General features: G+C 73.0%; 14 protein-coding genes. 7 read left to right on the forward strand and 7 right to left on the reverse strand.

Annotation, left to right across the window (positions count from 1 at the left end; all coding sequences use genetic code 11):
* Window positions 1-95 precede the first annotated feature (95 nt).
* From gcvT to ACQP0T_RS20625, 3 genes are all read left to right on the forward strand, one after another.
* Entirely contained in the window at window positions 96-1199 is a 1104-nt protein-coding gene (gene gcvT / locus ACQP0T_RS20615; RefSeq protein WP_433869554.1) for a glycine cleavage system aminomethyltransferase GcvT, read from the forward strand.
* Between the two features lie 24 nt (window positions 1200-1223).
* On the forward strand, window positions 1224-2504 hold the full coding sequence (gene glyA / locus ACQP0T_RS20620; RefSeq protein ID WP_433869555.1) for a serine hydroxymethyltransferase: 1281 nt from the start codon (window positions 1224-1226) through the stop codon (window positions 2502-2504).
* Window positions 2505-2688: 184 nt separating this feature from the next.
* Window positions 2689-4089 carry an amino acid permease gene (locus ACQP0T_RS20625; RefSeq protein ID WP_433869556.1) on the forward strand — a complete coding sequence of 467 codons (1401 nt, stop codon included), beginning with the start codon at window positions 2689-2691 and terminating at the stop codon, window positions 4087-4089.
* A 180-nt stretch (window positions 4090-4269) separates the two neighbouring features.
* Here ACQP0T_RS20625 and ACQP0T_RS20630 read toward each other — a convergent pair whose 3' ends face one another.
* From ACQP0T_RS20630 to ACQP0T_RS20645, 4 genes are all read right to left on the reverse strand, one after another.
* Window positions 4270-4800 carry a DedA family protein gene (locus tag ACQP0T_RS20630; RefSeq protein WP_433869557.1) on the reverse strand — a complete coding sequence of 177 codons (531 nt, stop codon included), beginning with the start codon at window positions 4798-4800 and terminating at the stop codon, window positions 4270-4272.
* Window positions 4794-4931 carry a hypothetical protein gene (locus ACQP0T_RS20635; RefSeq protein WP_433869558.1) on the reverse strand — a complete coding sequence of 46 codons (138 nt, stop codon included), beginning with the start codon at window positions 4929-4931 and terminating at the stop codon, window positions 4794-4796. The genes ACQP0T_RS20630 and ACQP0T_RS20635 overlap by 7 nt, the downstream gene beginning before the upstream one ends.
* Window positions 4932-5080: 149 nt before the next feature.
* Window positions 5081-6649, reverse strand: a complete 1569-nt coding sequence (dacB, locus tag ACQP0T_RS20640; protein WP_433869559.1) for a D-alanyl-D-alanine carboxypeptidase/D-alanyl-D-alanine endopeptidase — start codon at window positions 6647-6649, stop codon at window positions 5081-5083.
* Between the two features lie 295 nt (window positions 6650-6944).
* A complete protein-coding gene (locus ACQP0T_RS20645) occupies window positions 6945-7598 on the reverse strand; it encodes a LysE family translocator (protein WP_433869560.1) in 654 nt (217 codons plus the stop codon).
* Window positions 7599-7649: 51 nt separating this feature from the next.
* Here ACQP0T_RS20645 and ACQP0T_RS20650 point away from each other — a divergent pair, with 51 nt between their 5' ends.
* A complete protein-coding gene (locus ACQP0T_RS20650) occupies window positions 7650-8156 on the forward strand; it encodes an Lrp/AsnC family transcriptional regulator (RefSeq protein ID WP_345368237.1) in 507 nt (168 codons plus the stop codon).
* 9 nt (window positions 8157-8165) lie between these two features.
* Here ACQP0T_RS20650 and tesB read toward each other — a convergent pair whose 3' ends face one another.
* Window positions 8166-9104: an acyl-CoA thioesterase II gene (gene tesB / locus ACQP0T_RS20655; RefSeq protein WP_433869561.1), complete on the reverse strand. Its 939-nt coding sequence runs from the start codon at window positions 9102-9104 to the stop codon at window positions 8166-8168.
* 79 nt (window positions 9105-9183) lie between these two features.
* Window positions 9184-10605 carry a pyruvate kinase gene (gene pyk, locus ACQP0T_RS20660; RefSeq protein WP_433869562.1) on the reverse strand — a complete coding sequence of 474 codons (1422 nt, stop codon included), beginning with the start codon at window positions 10603-10605 and terminating at the stop codon, window positions 9184-9186.
* 118 nt (window positions 10606-10723) lie between these two features.
* Between pyk and ACQP0T_RS20665 the strand changes: the two genes are divergently transcribed.
* Together ACQP0T_RS20665 and ACQP0T_RS20670 are read left to right on the forward strand one after the other, a co-directional pair.
* On the forward strand, window positions 10724-11089 hold the full coding sequence (locus ACQP0T_RS20665) for a VanZ family protein (RefSeq protein ID WP_433869563.1): 366 nt from the start codon (window positions 10724-10726) through the stop codon (window positions 11087-11089).
* A gap of 189 nt (window positions 11090-11278) precedes the next feature.
* The gene (locus ACQP0T_RS20670; RefSeq protein WP_433869564.1) at window positions 11279-11494 is read left to right on the forward strand and encodes a hypothetical protein; all 216 of its coding nucleotides are present in this window, start codon (window positions 11279-11281) and stop codon (window positions 11492-11494) included.
* A gap of 63 nt (window positions 11495-11557) precedes the next feature.
* Here ACQP0T_RS20670 and ACQP0T_RS20675 read toward each other — a convergent pair whose 3' ends face one another.
* Window positions 11558-12217, reverse strand: a complete 660-nt coding sequence (locus tag ACQP0T_RS20675) for a DUF2461 domain-containing protein (RefSeq protein ID WP_433869565.1) — start codon at window positions 12215-12217, stop codon at window positions 11558-11560.
* 415 nt (window positions 12218-12632) lie between these two features.
* Here ACQP0T_RS20675 and ACQP0T_RS20680 point away from each other — a divergent pair, with 415 nt between their 5' ends.
* The gene (locus tag ACQP0T_RS20680) at window positions 12633-14984 is read left to right on the forward strand and encodes an ATP-binding protein (RefSeq protein WP_433869566.1); all 2352 of its coding nucleotides are present in this window, start codon (window positions 12633-12635) and stop codon (window positions 14982-14984) included.
* Window positions 14985-15331 lie beyond the last annotated feature (347 nt).

The raw sequence follows: 15331 nt of genomic DNA on the forward strand, positions 1-15331 counted from the left end.
AGGTCGACGTCGGGGTGCCCCGGATAAGGTTGTGCTTCGCGCGGCTGACCGGCCCCTCGTCCGCCGACCCGCGCCCACCAGGAGGAGCCATAGCCATGTCGTCGCCACGACGGACCCTGCTGCACGAGGTGCACGAGTCGCTCGGCGCCACCTTCACCGAGTTCGCGGGCTGGCGGATGCCGCTGCGGTACTCCGGTGACACCGCCGAGCACCACGCCGTGCGCACCGCCGCCGGGCTGTTCGATCTCACCCACATGGGCGAGCTCCGGATCAGCGGCCCGCAGGCCGCCGAGGCCCTGGACCACGCGCTGGTGGCGAAGGCGTCGGGGATCAAGCCGGGCCGCGCCCGCTACACGATGCTCTGCGACGAGCGGGGCGGCGTGCTCGACGACCTCATCGTCTACCGGCTCACCGAGCAGGAGTACCTGGTGGTGGCCAACGCCGCGAACGCCGCGGTGGTCGCCGCCGAGCTCGCCGAGCGCGTCGGCGGGTTCGACGCCGAGTTCGCCGACGTCTCCGAGGAGTACGCGCTGCTGGCGGTGCAGGGACCCCGCGCCGCCGCGATCCTGGCCCCGCTGACCGACACCGACCTCACCGAGGTCAAGTACTTCGCCGGCTACCGGAGCGCGGTGGCCGGTCACCCGGTGCTGCTGGCCCGCACCGGTTACACCGGCGAGGACGGCTTCGAGCTGTTCACCGCGCCGGGCGACGCGGCGGCCATCTGGCAGGCGCTGACCGAGGCGGGCGCCGAGCACGAGCTGCGGCCCGCCGGGCTGTCCTGCCGGGACACGCTGCGGCTGGAGGCCGGGATGCCGCTGCACGGCCACGAGCTCTCCACCGAGCTGACCCCGTTCCACGCCAACCTGGGCCGGGTGGTCAAGCTCGACAAGCCGGGCGACTTCGTCGGCAAGGCGGCGCTGGCCGCGGTCGCCGAGCAGCCCACCGCCCGCACCCTGGTCGGGCTGACCACCGACCAGCGCCGCGCTCCCCGGCACGGCTACCGGGTCCTCGACGACGCGGGCACCGAGGTCGGCGAGGTCACCAGCGGTGCGCCGTCGCCGACGCTGGGGCACCCGGTGGCGATGGCCTACGTGGACCGGGCGCACAGCGCGCCGGGCACCGCGCTGCAGGTGGACATCCGGGGCAGGACCGCGCCCGTGGAGGTCGTCGAGCTCCCCTTCTACCGCCGCAACGCCTGAGAGATCACTACAGGAGGCAACACCATGTCGACACCTGACCTGTTCAACGACCAGCTCGCCGCGGTCGACCCCGAGGTGGCGGCGGCGGTCGGTGCCGAGTTGAACCGCCAGCAGGCGACGTTGGAGATGATCGCTTCGGAGAATTTCGCGCCGCGGTCGGTGCTGGAGGCGCAGGGTTCGGTCCTGACCAACAAGTACGCCGAGGGCTATCCGGGCAAGCGGTACTACGGTGGCTGCGAGCACGTCGACGTGGTCGAGCGGCTGGCCATCGACCGGGTCAAGGCGTTGTTCGGTGCGGAGTACGCCAACGTCCAGCCGCACTCGGGGGCGCAGGCCAACGCCGCGGCGATGTTCGCGCTGCTCAAGCCGGGTGACACCATCATGGGTCTGGATCTGGCGCACGGTGGTCACCTGACCCACGGGATGAAGATCAATTTCTCCGGCAAGCTGTACAACGTGGTGCCCTACACGGTGCGCGACGACGACCACCGGGTCGACATGGACGAGGTCGCCCGCCTGGCCCGGGAGAACCGGCCGCAGCTCATCGTCGCGGGCTGGTCGGCCTACCCGCGGCAGCTCGACTTCGCCCGGTTCCGCGAGATCGCCGACGAGGTCGGCGCCTATCTGATGGTCGACATGGCGCACTTCGCCGGGCTGGTGGCCGCCGGGCTGCACCCGAACCCGGTGCCGCACGCCCACGTGGTCACCACGACCACGCACAAGACCCTCGGCGGTCCGCGCGGCGGGGTGATCCTGTCCGCCGACACCGCGCTGGCCAAGAAGTTCAACTCCGCGGTGTTCCCCGGGCAGCAGGGCGGGCCGCTGGAGCACGTGATCGCGGGCAAGGCGGTGTCGTTCAAGGTCGCGGCCTCGGCGGAGTTCGCCGACCGGCAGCGCCGCACCGTGGCCGGGGCCAAGCTGCTCGCCGAGCGGCTCCAGGCCGACGACGCCCGCTCCGCCGGGATCTCCCTGGTCTCCGGCGGCACCGACGTGCACCTGGTGCTGGTGGACCTGCGCCACTCCGAGCTGGACGGCAAGCAGGCCGAGGACCGGCTGCACGAGATCGGCATCACGGTCAACCGCAACGCGGTGCCCAACGACCCGCGACCGCCGATGACCACCTCCGGGCTGCGCATCGGCACCCCGGCACTGGCCACCCGCGGCTTCGGCGACACCGAGTTCACCGAGGTCGCCGACATCATCGCCGAAGCCCTCAAGCCCGGCTTCGACGAGGCCACCGCCACCGCCCTGCGCAGCCGGGTCGAAACCCTGGCCAAGGCCAACCCCCTCTACCCGGAGCTGTGACCGGCTGACCCGCAGGGGCCCGCGTTCGCCGAACGCGGGCCCCTGCTGCGTCCGGAAGATCCGAAGTGGATCGTTATGGGGCCGAAACTCCCTCGGTGACAAGTATTTCCGGCTTGCGGACGGCACGGCGGTGGCGCAGTATCGGGCGCTGCCAGCAGCACACCGCCGGGTGAGGAGTCCGCCGATGAGCACACCCGCCAGCGAGGAGTACCGCCGGGACCTGAGCAACCGGCACATCAACATGATCGCGCTCGGCGGCGCGATCGGCGTGGGCCTGTTCCTCGGCTCCGGCAAGGCGCTGCACCAGGTCGGCCCCGGGCTGATCCTGATCTACGCCATCGCGGGCGGCATGATCTTCCTGGTGATGCGGGCGCTGGGCGAGCTGCTGATGTACCGGCCGGTCAGCGGGTCCTTCGCGGAGTACGCGGGCGAGTTCGTCGGCCCGTGGGCCCGGTTCGCGACCGGCTGGGGCTACTGGATGGTGTGGATCGTCACCGGCATGGCCGAGATCACCGCGGTCGGCGAGTACTTCGAGTTCTGGTTCCCCGGCCTGCCGCAGTGGATCCCGGCGCTGGGCGCGCTGGTGGTGCTCAGCGGCGTCAACCTGATCGCGGTGAAGCTGTTCGGCGAGTTCGAGTTCTGGTTCGCCCTGATCAAGGTGCTGGCCATCATCGGGCTGATCGTGCTGGCCGCGGCGATCCTGGTGTTCGGCTTCAGCGACCTCGGCGACACCGCCTCGCTGAGCAACATCTGGTCGCACGGCGGGTTCTTCCCGAACGGTCCGGTCGCGGCGCTGGTGGCCTTCCAGATCGTCATGTTCGCCTTCGTCGGCGTGGAAATGGTCGGGCAGACGGCCAGCGAGAGCGCCAACCCGCGGCAGGTGCTGCCGCGCGCGATCAACGCGGTGATGTGGCGCATCCTGATCTTCTACGTGGGTGCCCTGGCCGCGCTGACCGCGCTGGTGCCCTGGTTCCGGTTCCCGGCCGACGGCAGCCCGTTCGTGCACGCCTTCGCGCTGATCGGCATCCCGGCCGCGGCGGGCGTGGTCAACTTCGTGGTCACCACGGCGGCCCTGTCGTCCTGCAACAGCGGCATCTACTCCACCGGCCGGATGCTGCGCACGCTGTCCCAGGACGGCCAGGCGCCGCGGGCGCTCGGGCGGCTCAGCCCCCGCGCGGTGCCGTCCCGGGCCATCGCGGTGACCTTCTGCGCGATGCTCGTCGGCGTGGTGCTGAACTACCTGGTGCCCGAGCAGGCGTTCGTCTACATCACCAGCGCGAGCACCATCGGCGCGATCTTCACGTGGGGCATGATCCTGCTCGCCCACCTCGGCTACCACCGCAAGGTGCGGGCCGGGCTGCTGCCCGCCGGCCGGTTCCGGATGCCGTTCGCGCCGCACTCGAACTACCTCGTGCTGGCGTTCCTGGCGATGGTCCTGGTGCTGCTGGGGTTCGACGCCGAAACCCGGGTGGCGCTCTACATCGCGCCGCTGCTGGCCGCCGCCGTGATCATCGGCTACCGGTTCTCCCGGCGCGGCCGGTCCCCCGACGAACCCGCCGGCGAAGGCGAGCACGCCTCCCCGTGACGCCCCCGCACAGGACCACCCGGAAGTGGGCCGAGTGAGGGGGCACCCTGTACCACGCAACTGGGTGCAGGGTGCCTCTCACCTCGTTCAGGACCACCCGGGTGGGCGCGGCTCCGGGGGCTTCGTGGAGTCGGTCGGTGGCGCGGAGGGGTGGTGCTGGGGTCCGCTCCGTTGGGCGGGTCAGGCCGCTTCTTCGACCTCGTCGTCCTGCGCGGCGGTGGCGCGGTGCACGCGAGCCTGGCGCCTGCGCCGGTAGAGCCAGGTGCCGACGACCACCGCGACCAGCACGGCGATCAGCAGCCAGCTCGCCCGGCCGAGCCACGCCTCGATGTACTTCGCCGACGCCCCGGCCGCCCAGCCGATGCTGACGTGCAGCGCCGACCAGCTCACCGCGCCGATCAGGGAGGCGGCGAGGAACCGGCCGTAGCCCAGGCCGCTGGCCCCGGCCGCCGCCGGGGTGAGCGTGCGCACCACCGGGAGGAACCGCGCCACCAGCACCGCGCCGATCCCGTAGCGGCACAGCAACCGGCCGGCCCGGTCCCAGTGCTGCTGGCCGAGCTTGCGCACCACCCGCGTCTCGCGCATCTTCAGCCGGTACCGCCTGCCCAGCCAGTACCCGATGTTGTCCCCGAGCGCCGCGCACGCCGCCACCACGCCGGAGAGGGTGAAGAAGAAGCCCAGGTCGGTCACCGCGGCGGAGGCGATCAACAACCCGCTCTCCCCGGCACCAGGAACCCGAGGCCGATCGTGCACTCGCCGAGCACCAGCGCGCCCGTGACGAGCACGAGCAGCGGCCTGGGTAATCCGGCGACGAAGGCCAGGAATTCGCTGATGAACGACACGTGCTCTCCTCGACGCGGGCTGCTGGGCGCTCATCACGCTACCTGCGCCCGTCGAACCCGCGCCCGGGAAACCTCCCGACCCGGCACCGGGTTCTCCCCGACCCCGTCCCCGGGGTCCCGCGCACCTCAGCGGCCCCAGGAATCCCGGCTCAGCAGCTCTTGGTCCAGGAGCACTCCACGGCGCCTTCGTCCACCCGGGTCACCGGATCGTCGGCACCGGCGTTCGGCAGCGGTGCGGCCTCCCGCGGCCGGTCGGCCGCGCCCCGGTACTCGGCGAGGCGGATCGCCACGGCATCCTCCAGGTCCTTCGGCGAGTCCGACAGGAAGTCGTTGAACAGCACGGAGAAGATCAGCGGTGTCCCGTCGGCGGCCGTGACGTAGCCGGACAGCGACGTCACGCCGGTGAGCGAGCCGGTCTTGGCACGCACGACGCCCTCCGCCGCGGTGCCGTCCATCCGACCGCGCAGCGTGCCGCCCACCGCCCGGTCCTCGATCCCGGCGACCGGCAGCGCGGCGGCGAACACCGCGAACCAGGGCCGCTGCCGCGCGTTGTCCAGCAGCAGCGCGAGCTGGGCGGGGCTCACCGCGTCCATGGTCGACAGTCCGGAGCCGTCGACGAGGCGGAACGTCCCGCGGCCGATCCCCAGCCCGGCCAGCCGCTCCTCGACCACCGCGAGCCCGGCGTCCCACGTGCCCGCGCCGCGCGCCTTCCGGCCCATCGCCTTGACCAGCACTTCGGCGTGCCCGTTGTTGGAGAGCTTGAGGAACGGCAGCAGCAGGTCCCGCAGCGGCATCGACTCGCGCTCGGCGAGCGTCCGCGCCCCGGCGGGCGCGACCCCGGCGCCGGTGCCGCCCACCCGCACGCCGTGCTCGCGCAGCACCCGGGCGAACACGTCGACGGCGTAGGCGGCGGGATCGCGCACGCTGGTGTAGTCCTCCACCGGGGCACCGCCGGCCGGGACCGAGCCGCTGACGACCACGGTGTCGCCGCCGTGCTCCCGGCGCACCCGCACGTCGGGCGCGGTACCCGGGGCGGCCGTGGTGGCCCGGTTGTCGATCCGCACGGCATCGGTGCGCGGCACCACCTCCACCACCGCGGGTCCGCCCGGCTCGCCCGGCGCGGTGCGCACCAGGGCCGTGCCCGCGTCGAAGTCGGCGGTGGGCGCCAGGGTCAGCGCCGACACCGGGGCCGCGTAGTAGTAGGGCTCGTCGTCCCACATCCAACCGGTGCCCAGCGGGACGTCGTCGAACCAGCTCGCGTCGGCCTTGAGCTGCCCGCGCACCACCCGGACACCGCTCGCCGCGACCTGCTCGGCCAGCGCGTGCAGGTCCTGCTCGCGCAGCGTCGGGTCGCCGGTGCCGCGCAGGTGGAGATCACCGAGCAGCACCGGTCCGCGACGCGGGGCGTCGGTCACCACGTCGGTGCGGAACCGGTGCTCCGGGCCGAGTTCCTCCAACGCCGCCGCGGCGGTGAGCAGCTTGGCGCCGGACGCCGGGGTGGCGCGGGCGTCGGCCTGCCTGCGGTAGAGCACCTCGTCGGTCGCCGGGTCGCGCACCACGACCCCGGCGTGCGCCCCGTCCAGCCGCGGATCGGCCAGGATCTCGTCGAGGTCGGCCCGCAACGCCTCCGGCCCGGTGCGCGCCGCCGCCGACGGCACCGCCCCCACCAGCGGCAGCAGCACCGCACCGACCAGCCCCACCAGCACCGCGCGTCGCATCCGCCACTCCGATCGCCGAGAGGACCCGGAGCGTAATCCCACGATCACCCGCGGTCAACGACCAGCCACGACCACAACCAACCAACCAAGCGCCAAGGCCGGGTCCACCCACGCACGCGCGAAACCCGACCACCGTCGGGCAAGCGGCGAAAGCCGCTTCCAACCCACGCACGCGCCGAACAGAACCCCGTCAGGCAAGCGGCGCGAGCCGCTTTCGCACTACCCCACCCTCGCAGCTGGCACCGCTGAGGTTCCGCCACCCGCACCGCCACGCAAAGCGAGCCGACAAAAACCCTCAAGCAAAAGCGATGGAGGCTGCCATTGCTAGGAGGGCCCCACCGCAGCACCGCTCGAAGGCGGTGCGGCGGCGGGGTGCGGCCAGCAGCGCCGTGAGCCTGCGCACCGAGGGGACCACGACCAGCCACCAGCAGCCGAAGGCCGCGACGGCGACGGCGCTGAGCAGCGCGGCTTGGGCCATCGGGTCCGCGCCGGGCCGCATCGCCTGCGGCAGCAGGGTCAGGAACATCAGCATCACCTTGGGGTTGAGCACGTCGGTGAGCAGGCCGCGCAGGAACACCGCACCGCCGGAGGCGGGCGGGGCGATGTCGGCTTCGGCGGGGGCGGGGGCGCGGTGGGCCTGGCGCAGCGTCTGGGTTCCCATCCAGCCCAGGTAGGCCACGCCGATCGCCTTCACCACCAGCAGCGCGGCCGGGAACGCCAGCACCAGCGCGGACAGCCCCAGGGTGGCGGCGGCGGCGTGCAGCAGCAGCCCGCAGGTGACCCCGGCGGCGGCCAGCCACCCGTACCGCGCCCCGTTCGCGGCGTTGCGGGTGACCAGCACGAAGTCCGGGCCGGGCACCAGGACGATCACCACCAGCGCCAGCAGGAACGGCCCCCAGGCGATGTGCACCGCAGTCCTCCAGATCAGTTCGAGCGGATTCGCGCCCATCCTCCGTGGTTCGTTCGCGAGGTCGCCACGATCGCCGTAGCATGTTCGGATGTGAAGGAATCCGTCGAACTCGATGCGGTCGACTGGCGCATCCTGGAGGAGTTGCAGAACGACGCGACGCTGGCCAACCGGGAGCTGGCCGAACGCGTCGGCCTGGCGGCGTCGAGCTGCCTGCAACGGGTCCGGCGGCTGCGGGAACGCGGCGTGATCACCGGATCGCACATCGACGTGGACCCGGCGGCGACCGGGCTGCCGCTGGAGGCGGTGGTGTCGATCAACGTCCGCCCGCACACCCGGCGGATCGTCGACCAGTTCCGGGAGTTCGTGCTCGCCCAGCCCGAGACCCGCTCGCTGCTGCACGTCAGCGGGCAGGCCGACTTCCTGCTGCACGTCGCCGTCGCCGACACCGCGCACCTGCAGGGGTTCCTGGTGGACACGCTGGCCTCGCGCACCGAGGTGCGCCACTTCACCAGCTCGGTGGTGCTGGAGCAGGTGCACACCCGCGCGCTGACCCCGCCGCGGCACCTGCGCCCGGCCCGCAGGCGGCGCGGCGGCTGATCCGCGGGATCAGTCCAGCACGCGCAGCAGTCCTTCTTGGACGACCGTGGCGACCAGTTGCCCGTCGCGGGAGAAGAACCGCCCGGTGGCCAGCCCGCGGCCGCCGGAGGCGCTGGGCGACGCGCAGTCGTAGAGCAGCCACTCGTCGGCGCGGAACGGCCGGTGGAACCACATCGCGTGGTCGAGGCTGGCGCCGTTGACGTTGTCCAGTCCCCAGTAGACGCCGTGCGCGACCAGGATCGAGTCCAGCAGGGTCATGTCCGAGGCGAACGCGGCGATGCACACGTGCAGCAGGTCGTCGGCGGGCAGCGCGCCGTCCGCGCGCATCCACACCTGGCTGCGGGCCTCCTGCTTGCCCTTGTCCCGGGCCACCCACGGCGGGTCGGTCACGTAGCGGACGTCGATCGGCCGCGGCTCGGTCCGGCCGAACCGCGCCATCAGGTCCCCGACCTGCTCGCCCCAGGTCGGCAGCTCCTCGGGGGCGGGCACGTCGGGCATCGGCTCGGCGTGGTCCAGCCCGTCCTCGCGGACCTGGAACGACGCCGACAGCGAGAAGATCGGCTTGCCGCGCTGCACCGCGACCACCCGCCGGGTGGTGAACGACCGGCCGTCGCGGGTGCGGTCCACCTCGTAGACGATCGGCACGCTGGGATCGCCGGGGCGGATGAAGTAGGCGTGCAGCGAGTGCACGTGGCGTTCGGCGGGCACCGTCCGCCCGGCCGCGACCAGCGCCTGACCGGCGACCTGGCCGCCGAACACCCGCACCGGCGACTCGGCCGGGCTGACGCCGCGGAAGATGTTCTCCTCGACGCGCTCCAGGTCGAGCAGCGACACCAGCCGGTCGAGCACGGGCTGGCCGTGCGCGATGCCGTTGGCGTCCCGCGGCACGTCGCCGGGGAGGTCGAGGCCGCCGGGGTCGGCCGCCGCAGCTCGGGCCGCTTCGGTCACGGGTGCTCCTCGTTCGAGAACACCGCCGCGGACCCCGAGGGCGGGACGCCCTGGTGTCCGCGGCGGTCGTCGGATCGGATCAGACGTGGTCCTCCTCGCCCAACCGGTGCACGCGGATCAGGTTGGTGGAGCCGACGGTTCCCGGCGGGGAACCGGCCACGACGACCACCGTGTCCCCGCGCTGGGAACGGCCCAGCGAGAGCATCGCCTGGTCGACCTGGCGGACCATCTGGTCGGTGGTGTCCACCTTAGGCACCAGGAACGTCTCCGTCCCCCAAGTGAGAGCGAGCTGACTCCGCACGGACTCCTCGGGGGTGAAGGCCAGCAGCGGCAGCCGGGTGTGCAGCCGGGCGAGCCGCCGCACGGTGTCGCCGGACTGCGTGAAGGCCACCAGCGCCTTGGCGTTGAGCCGTTCGCCGATGTCGCGGGCCGCGTAGGAGATCACCCCGCGCTTGGTGCGCGGCACGTGGCTCAGCGGCGGCGGGGTCGCCGAACCGGACTCGACGGCCTCGACGATGCGGGCCATCGTCTCGACCGTCTCGATCGGGTAGCGACCCACGCTGGTCTCGCCGGACAGCATCACCGCGTCGGTCCCGTCGAGCACCGCGTTGGCCACGTCGGAGGTCTCGGCGCGGGTCGGCCGCGAGTTGCTCATCATCGAGTCCAGCATCTGGGTCGCGACGATGACCGGCTTGGCGTTCTCGCGGGCGATCCGGATCGCCTTCTTCTGCACCAGCGGGACGTGTTCGAGGGGAAGCTCGACGCCCAGGTCGCCGCGGGCGACCATGACGCCGTCGAAGGCCAGCACGATGGCCTCCAGGTTGTCCACCGCCTCGGGCTTCTCCAGCTTGGCGATCACCGGGGCACGGCGCCCGACGCGGTCCATCACCTGGTGCACCACGTCGATGTCGGCCGGGCTGCGGACGAAGGACAGCGCGATGAAATCGGCGCCGAGCTCCAGGGCGAACTCCAGGTCCTCGATGTCCTTGTCGGACAGCGCGGGCACGGAGACGTCCATCCCCGGCAGCGAGATCCCCTTGTTGTCCGAGACCGGACCGCCCTCGGTCACCTCGCAGACCACGTCGCTGCCCTCGACCGCGGTGACCACCATGCCGACCTTGCCGTCATCGACGAGCAGCCGGTCACCCGGCGTGGCGTCGTCGGCCAGGCCGGCGTAGGTGGTGGACACGCGATCGTGCGTGCCCTGGACGTCGTCGACGGTGATGCGCACCGTGTCGCCGGTGCGCCATTCGACGGGGCCCGCCGCGAACGTGCCGAGGCGGATCTTCGGTCCTTGCAGGTCGGCGAGGACGCCGACGGCGCGGCCCGACTCCGCGGCCGCGTTGCGGACGAGGTCGTAGACGTGCTGGTGATCAGCGTGGCTGCCGTGGCTGAAGTTCAGCCGGGCGACGTCCATGCCGCTGCTGACGAGCTCGGCCACCTTCTCCGGAGTGGCGGTGGCGGGGCCCATGGTACAAACGATCTTGGCTCGTCGACTCACATCACGCCAGCGTAGTCTCTTGACCGATCACCGCAGCACCGAGTCGCGCGAGCGGGCCCGATCGAGCCGTCCCCGCGCCATCGATCGCGCCGGGCGGAATCCCAGGTGAGAGGACCTCGTGCCGCACCATCCCCGCTCACCGGCCCGTCGGCTGCCGTTCCTGGGCGTGATCCTGATCAGCGTGGTGATCCTGTTCACTCCCGCCTCCGGCGTGCCCACCGCCCCGCCGGGCACCGACAAGTTGGTCCACTTGGCGCTGTTCACCGCGCTGTCGGCCACCGGGCGCCGCGCCGGGTTCGGCGCTCCGGCGCTGGCCGCCGCGCTGCTGGGCTACGCGGCCGGTTCCGAAGTGCTCCAGGGCGTGCTCCCGCTGGGGCGCAGCGCCGACCCGCTGGACGTCGCGGTGAACGCGCTCGGCATCGCCCTCGGCCTGCTGCTCGCGTTCGGAGCCCGCCGCCTCGGGGATTGGTGGGACGGGCGGTGAGAAGTGGCATTCCCGGTGCCGGTGGCCGGTGAGGCGCCGGGTAGCCGATGATCAGGGGTTCAGTGGAGCCCGCAGCCGCGGTCCGCCGCGGCGAACGCGACGAGGAGAGGAGTTCTCCCGACGCGCGAGCTCACCCGTGGTACCGCGGCCGGCGCCCTGTCCGCTCCGCTGGTCCTAGGCCTGTCCGGGATGGCCGGTGCGGCCGAGTGCACCGAGCACGAGACCTCGGTCGGGCAGGAGGGCGTCAGCACCAGCCAGACGCAGGTGAAGGCGCCGGACGACGGTTCCGGCAAGGCGTCCTACCAGCAGCACGAGGCCACGGCAGGCGAGGACGACGCGAAGGTTTCGGGCACCAGCTCGCAAGCCGGTGGCCAAGGCGGCCTGCTGGACTTCCTCGGCCGCTGAGGCTCCGTTCCGCGGGGCCCCGCGTCGCTCCGGCGCGGGGCCACCGCGCGTCGGGCTGGGGGCTCAGCGCTTCGCCGACGGACCGATGTGCTCGGCGCACCACTCGGTGAGCCCGCGCAGCGCGGTCCACGACCGCCGCACCCGGTCCAGGCAGCGCCGGTCGTGCAGCGCCTCGTCCGGCGGCCAGTCCCGGACGGCGTGCAGGGTGCGGTGCCGCAGCAACTCCAGCCGGGGGTGGTCGGCGGGGACCCCGCGCGGCCGGGTGCGCAGCACGTCACCGCTGATCCGGAACCCCGCGCCGGTGAGCTCGGCGAGCAGGGCGCGCAGCCGTTCGCCGTGCGGTGCGGCGTCCACCGCGCCGCGGAACCGGGCGAGCTGGTCGGACTCGGCGTGGAAGCAGCCGCCGGCGACCAGCATCCCCGCCGCGCTCACCTCGACGTAGTACGCACCGCCGCCCCGACCGCGCTCGATCACCGCGCCGCAGTGCGTCTTGTACGGCGAGCGGTCGGCGCTGAACCGGACGTCGCGGTGCGGGCGGAACACCTTGCCCGCCATCCCGGGCCCGGTGAACTCCGGCTCTAGCTCGGCCAGCAGCGCCTCCATCGGCCCGCGCACCTGCTCCCGGTAGTGCGCCAGGTGGTCGCTCCAGTAGGCCTTGGAGTTGTCCGCCTCCAAGCCCTCGAAGAAGTCGACCAGCCCGTCCCCGAACCCCTCGAACCGCACGCCCGGCTCCCTCCCGCTCCTCGACGACGACCCCGCCACGATGGCCGGGCCGCCGGAGCGCGCGGTCGCCGGGGGGCACCATCGGTCGTGCCCTCGGATGGCCGCCGGTGGTCACCTGGCCGATTGGCCTCCCGGGGCATCCTCGCCGCCACTCCTGGAAGCGGCGCCGCGCCCGCCCCGGGGCTTCCCCGGTGCCCTAGATCACTCCGATGGTGACGGCGCGCCCCACTGGACCGACCGGCACTTCCACGACGTGCCGGCGGGCGGTGGGACCGGCCGACGACTTCGCCTGCCCGGAGGCTGGTCGGTGGCGGAGTGGGTCGGGTGGCGGGGCCGGCACCCGGACGGCGTGGCGCTCGCCGGACCGGCACGAAGATCGCAGGTCACAGCGTCGTTGTCGGGTTACGCTCGGTGCGTGGTCTCCACTGCGCGCTCCCGGGACGGCGAACTCTCCGGCTCCTTCCCGGCCGACGTGACGAGCTTCGTCGGCCGCAGGCGGGAGATCACCCTCACCAAGCGGCTGCTGGCCGAATCGCGGGTGGTCACGCTCACCGGCCCCGGTGGGGTCGGCAAGACCCGGCTGGCGCTGCGGGTGGCCGGCGGGATGCGGCGGCAGTTCCGGGACAAGGCGCGGCTGGTCGAGCTGGAGGACGTCGAGGAGGACGACCTGGTCGTCGACGCCGTGGTCGAGCAGCTCGGCCTCGGCGGACCGACCACCGCCGACCTGGACGCCGTGCTGGAGCACCTGCGCGACCGCGAGATGCTGCTGGTGCTGGACAACTGCGAGCACGTGGTGGACGCCGCGGCGCGGGTGGTGGACGCGGTGACCCGCTGGTGCCCGGCGGTGCGGGTGCTGGCCACCAGCCGCCAGTCGCTCGGCGTGGCGGGCGAGGCGACGCTGGTCGTGCCGCCGCTGCAGACCCCGGACCCGGAGCACCTGCCGCCGCCGGAGGCCTACGAGCAGTACGCCTCGGTGCGGCTGTTCGTCGAGCGGGCGCGGGCGGCGGTGCCGGAGTTCGAGGTGACCCAGGACAACGCCCCGGCCCTGATGCGGCTTTCCCACCACCTCGACGGCAACCCGCTGGCCATCGAACTGGCCGCGGTGCGGTTGCGATCGCTGTCGCTGACGCAGCTGGAGGAGCGGCTGGCCCGGCGCACCGACCTGCTCACCGACGGCCGCCGGGGCGCGCCCGCCCGGCAGCAGTCGCTGCGGGCGCTGATCGACTGGAGCTGGGAGCTGTGCGGCGAGCAGGAGCGCGTCGCCTGGTCGCGGGTCTCGGTGTTCTCCGGTTCCTTCGACCTGCCCGCCGCGGCGTACGTCACCGGGCGGGGCGCGGGTGAGGCGGGCGTGCTCGACGCGCTGCACGCCCTGGTGGACAAGTCGGTGCTGGTGCGCGAGGAGGAAGGCGGCGAGGTGCGGTTCCGGCTGCCGCACGCGCTGCGCGAGTACGGCCACGACAAGCTCGCCGCGCTGGGCGAGCAGGACCCGATGAAGCAGCGCCACCGGCTCTACTACGCCGACCTGGTGGACCGGTTCGCCGCCGACTGGATCGGCGAGCGGCAGGTCGAGTGGGTCCACCGGCTGCGCCGCGAGCACGGCAACGTGCGGCTGGCCCTGCACACCTCGCTGTCCTCCGCGGAGACGGCCTCGACGGCGCTGCGGATGGCCACCGGGCTCGGCCAGTACTGGGGCATCCGGGGCCTCAACGGCGAAGGCAGGCACTGGCTGGACCAGGCGCTGGAGATCGCCCCGAACGACGACCCGGAGCGGGCCGCGGCGCTGCGCTACGACGCGTGGCTCGCGCTGCTGCTCGGCGACGTCGAGGCGGCGATGCCGATGCTGGAGCAGGCCGGGGTGCTGGCCACCCGGCGCGGTGACGAGGCGGAGAAGGCCGCGATCGCCCTGGTCCGGGGCCTGGGCTCACTCATCCTCGGGCGCCTGGAGCAGGCCGACGGGCTGGTCACCGACGCGCTGGAGCGCTCCCGGGCGCAGGGCTCGGTCGTGGGCGAGCTGTTCGCGCTGTTCGCGCTCGGGCTGGTGCGGGGGCTCGGCGAGGAACCGGACTCCGGGCTGGCGCTGCTCAACGAGTGCATCGCGATCACCGCCGGGTACGGGGAGCTGTTCTGGCGCGCCTACGCGCTGTGGGCGCTGGCCCAGGTGGCGATCCGCCAGGACGCCGCGGAGCGGGCCGAGAACGCCGCCAAGGAGGCGCTGCGGCTGCAACGCGAACTGGACAACCGGCTGGCCCTCGCCTTCACCCTGGACACCCTGGCCTGGACCGCGCAGCGGCAGGCGCGGGCCGAGCGGGCGGCGCGGCTGTTCGGCGCCGCCGCCGCGCTGTGGGACTCCGTCGGCGCCTCCCCCGCGTTCTACACGCCGTTCAGCGCCACCCACGCCGAGCACGCCCAGCAGACCCGCCAGATGCTCGGCGAGGAGACCTTCCAGGACTCCTTCGACCGGGGCCGCCGGCTCTCGCTGCCCGGCGCGGTCGAGTTCGCGCTGGAGGCCAAGAAGCAGCCCCGGCAGGCCCGCGAGGACGACAACGTGCACCCGATGCCGCTGACCAGGCGGGAACGGCAGATCGCCGAGCTGGTGGCGCAGGGCAACACCAACAAGGAGATCGCCGAGGGCCTGGTGATCGCCCAGCGCACCGTCGAGGGCCACGTGCAGAACATCCTGTCGAAGCTCGACTTCTCCTCGCGGGCCCAGATCGGCGGCTGGGTCGCGGGCCAGAAGCAGGGTGACGCAGCCGACAGCGGGAGCTAGATCGTCACCGACCGTGTCGGAAGCCGCCCGATCAGTCGCTTTCGCCCACAAAACCAGGTAGTCATGCCGGGACAAACCTCGGTGCGTGGGCACCCTCCGTGCAGGAGGGTGGAGACACGTGAGCCCCGAGCATCCCGATCAGACATCGTCCACCGCGATCGGCCGACTCCGCGGCACCCTGTCCCGCGGCGCCCTGTCCCGCGGCGCCCTGGCCCCGGCCCTGCGACCCGGCAGCACCGCCTCCCCCCGAAGATGCGGTCGGTCCAGGTCGGCGCCGCGGTGGCCGCCGTCGGCGTGGTCGGTGCGCTGGCCGGTGGTGCGTCCGCCGAGACCGAGCAGGTCACGAA

The sequence above is a fragment of the Saccharopolyspora sp. CA-218241 genome, from assembly GCF_050954615.1.
GTDB classification, from domain to species: domain Bacteria; phylum Actinomycetota; class Actinomycetes; order Mycobacteriales; family Pseudonocardiaceae; genus Saccharopolyspora; species Saccharopolyspora cebuensis.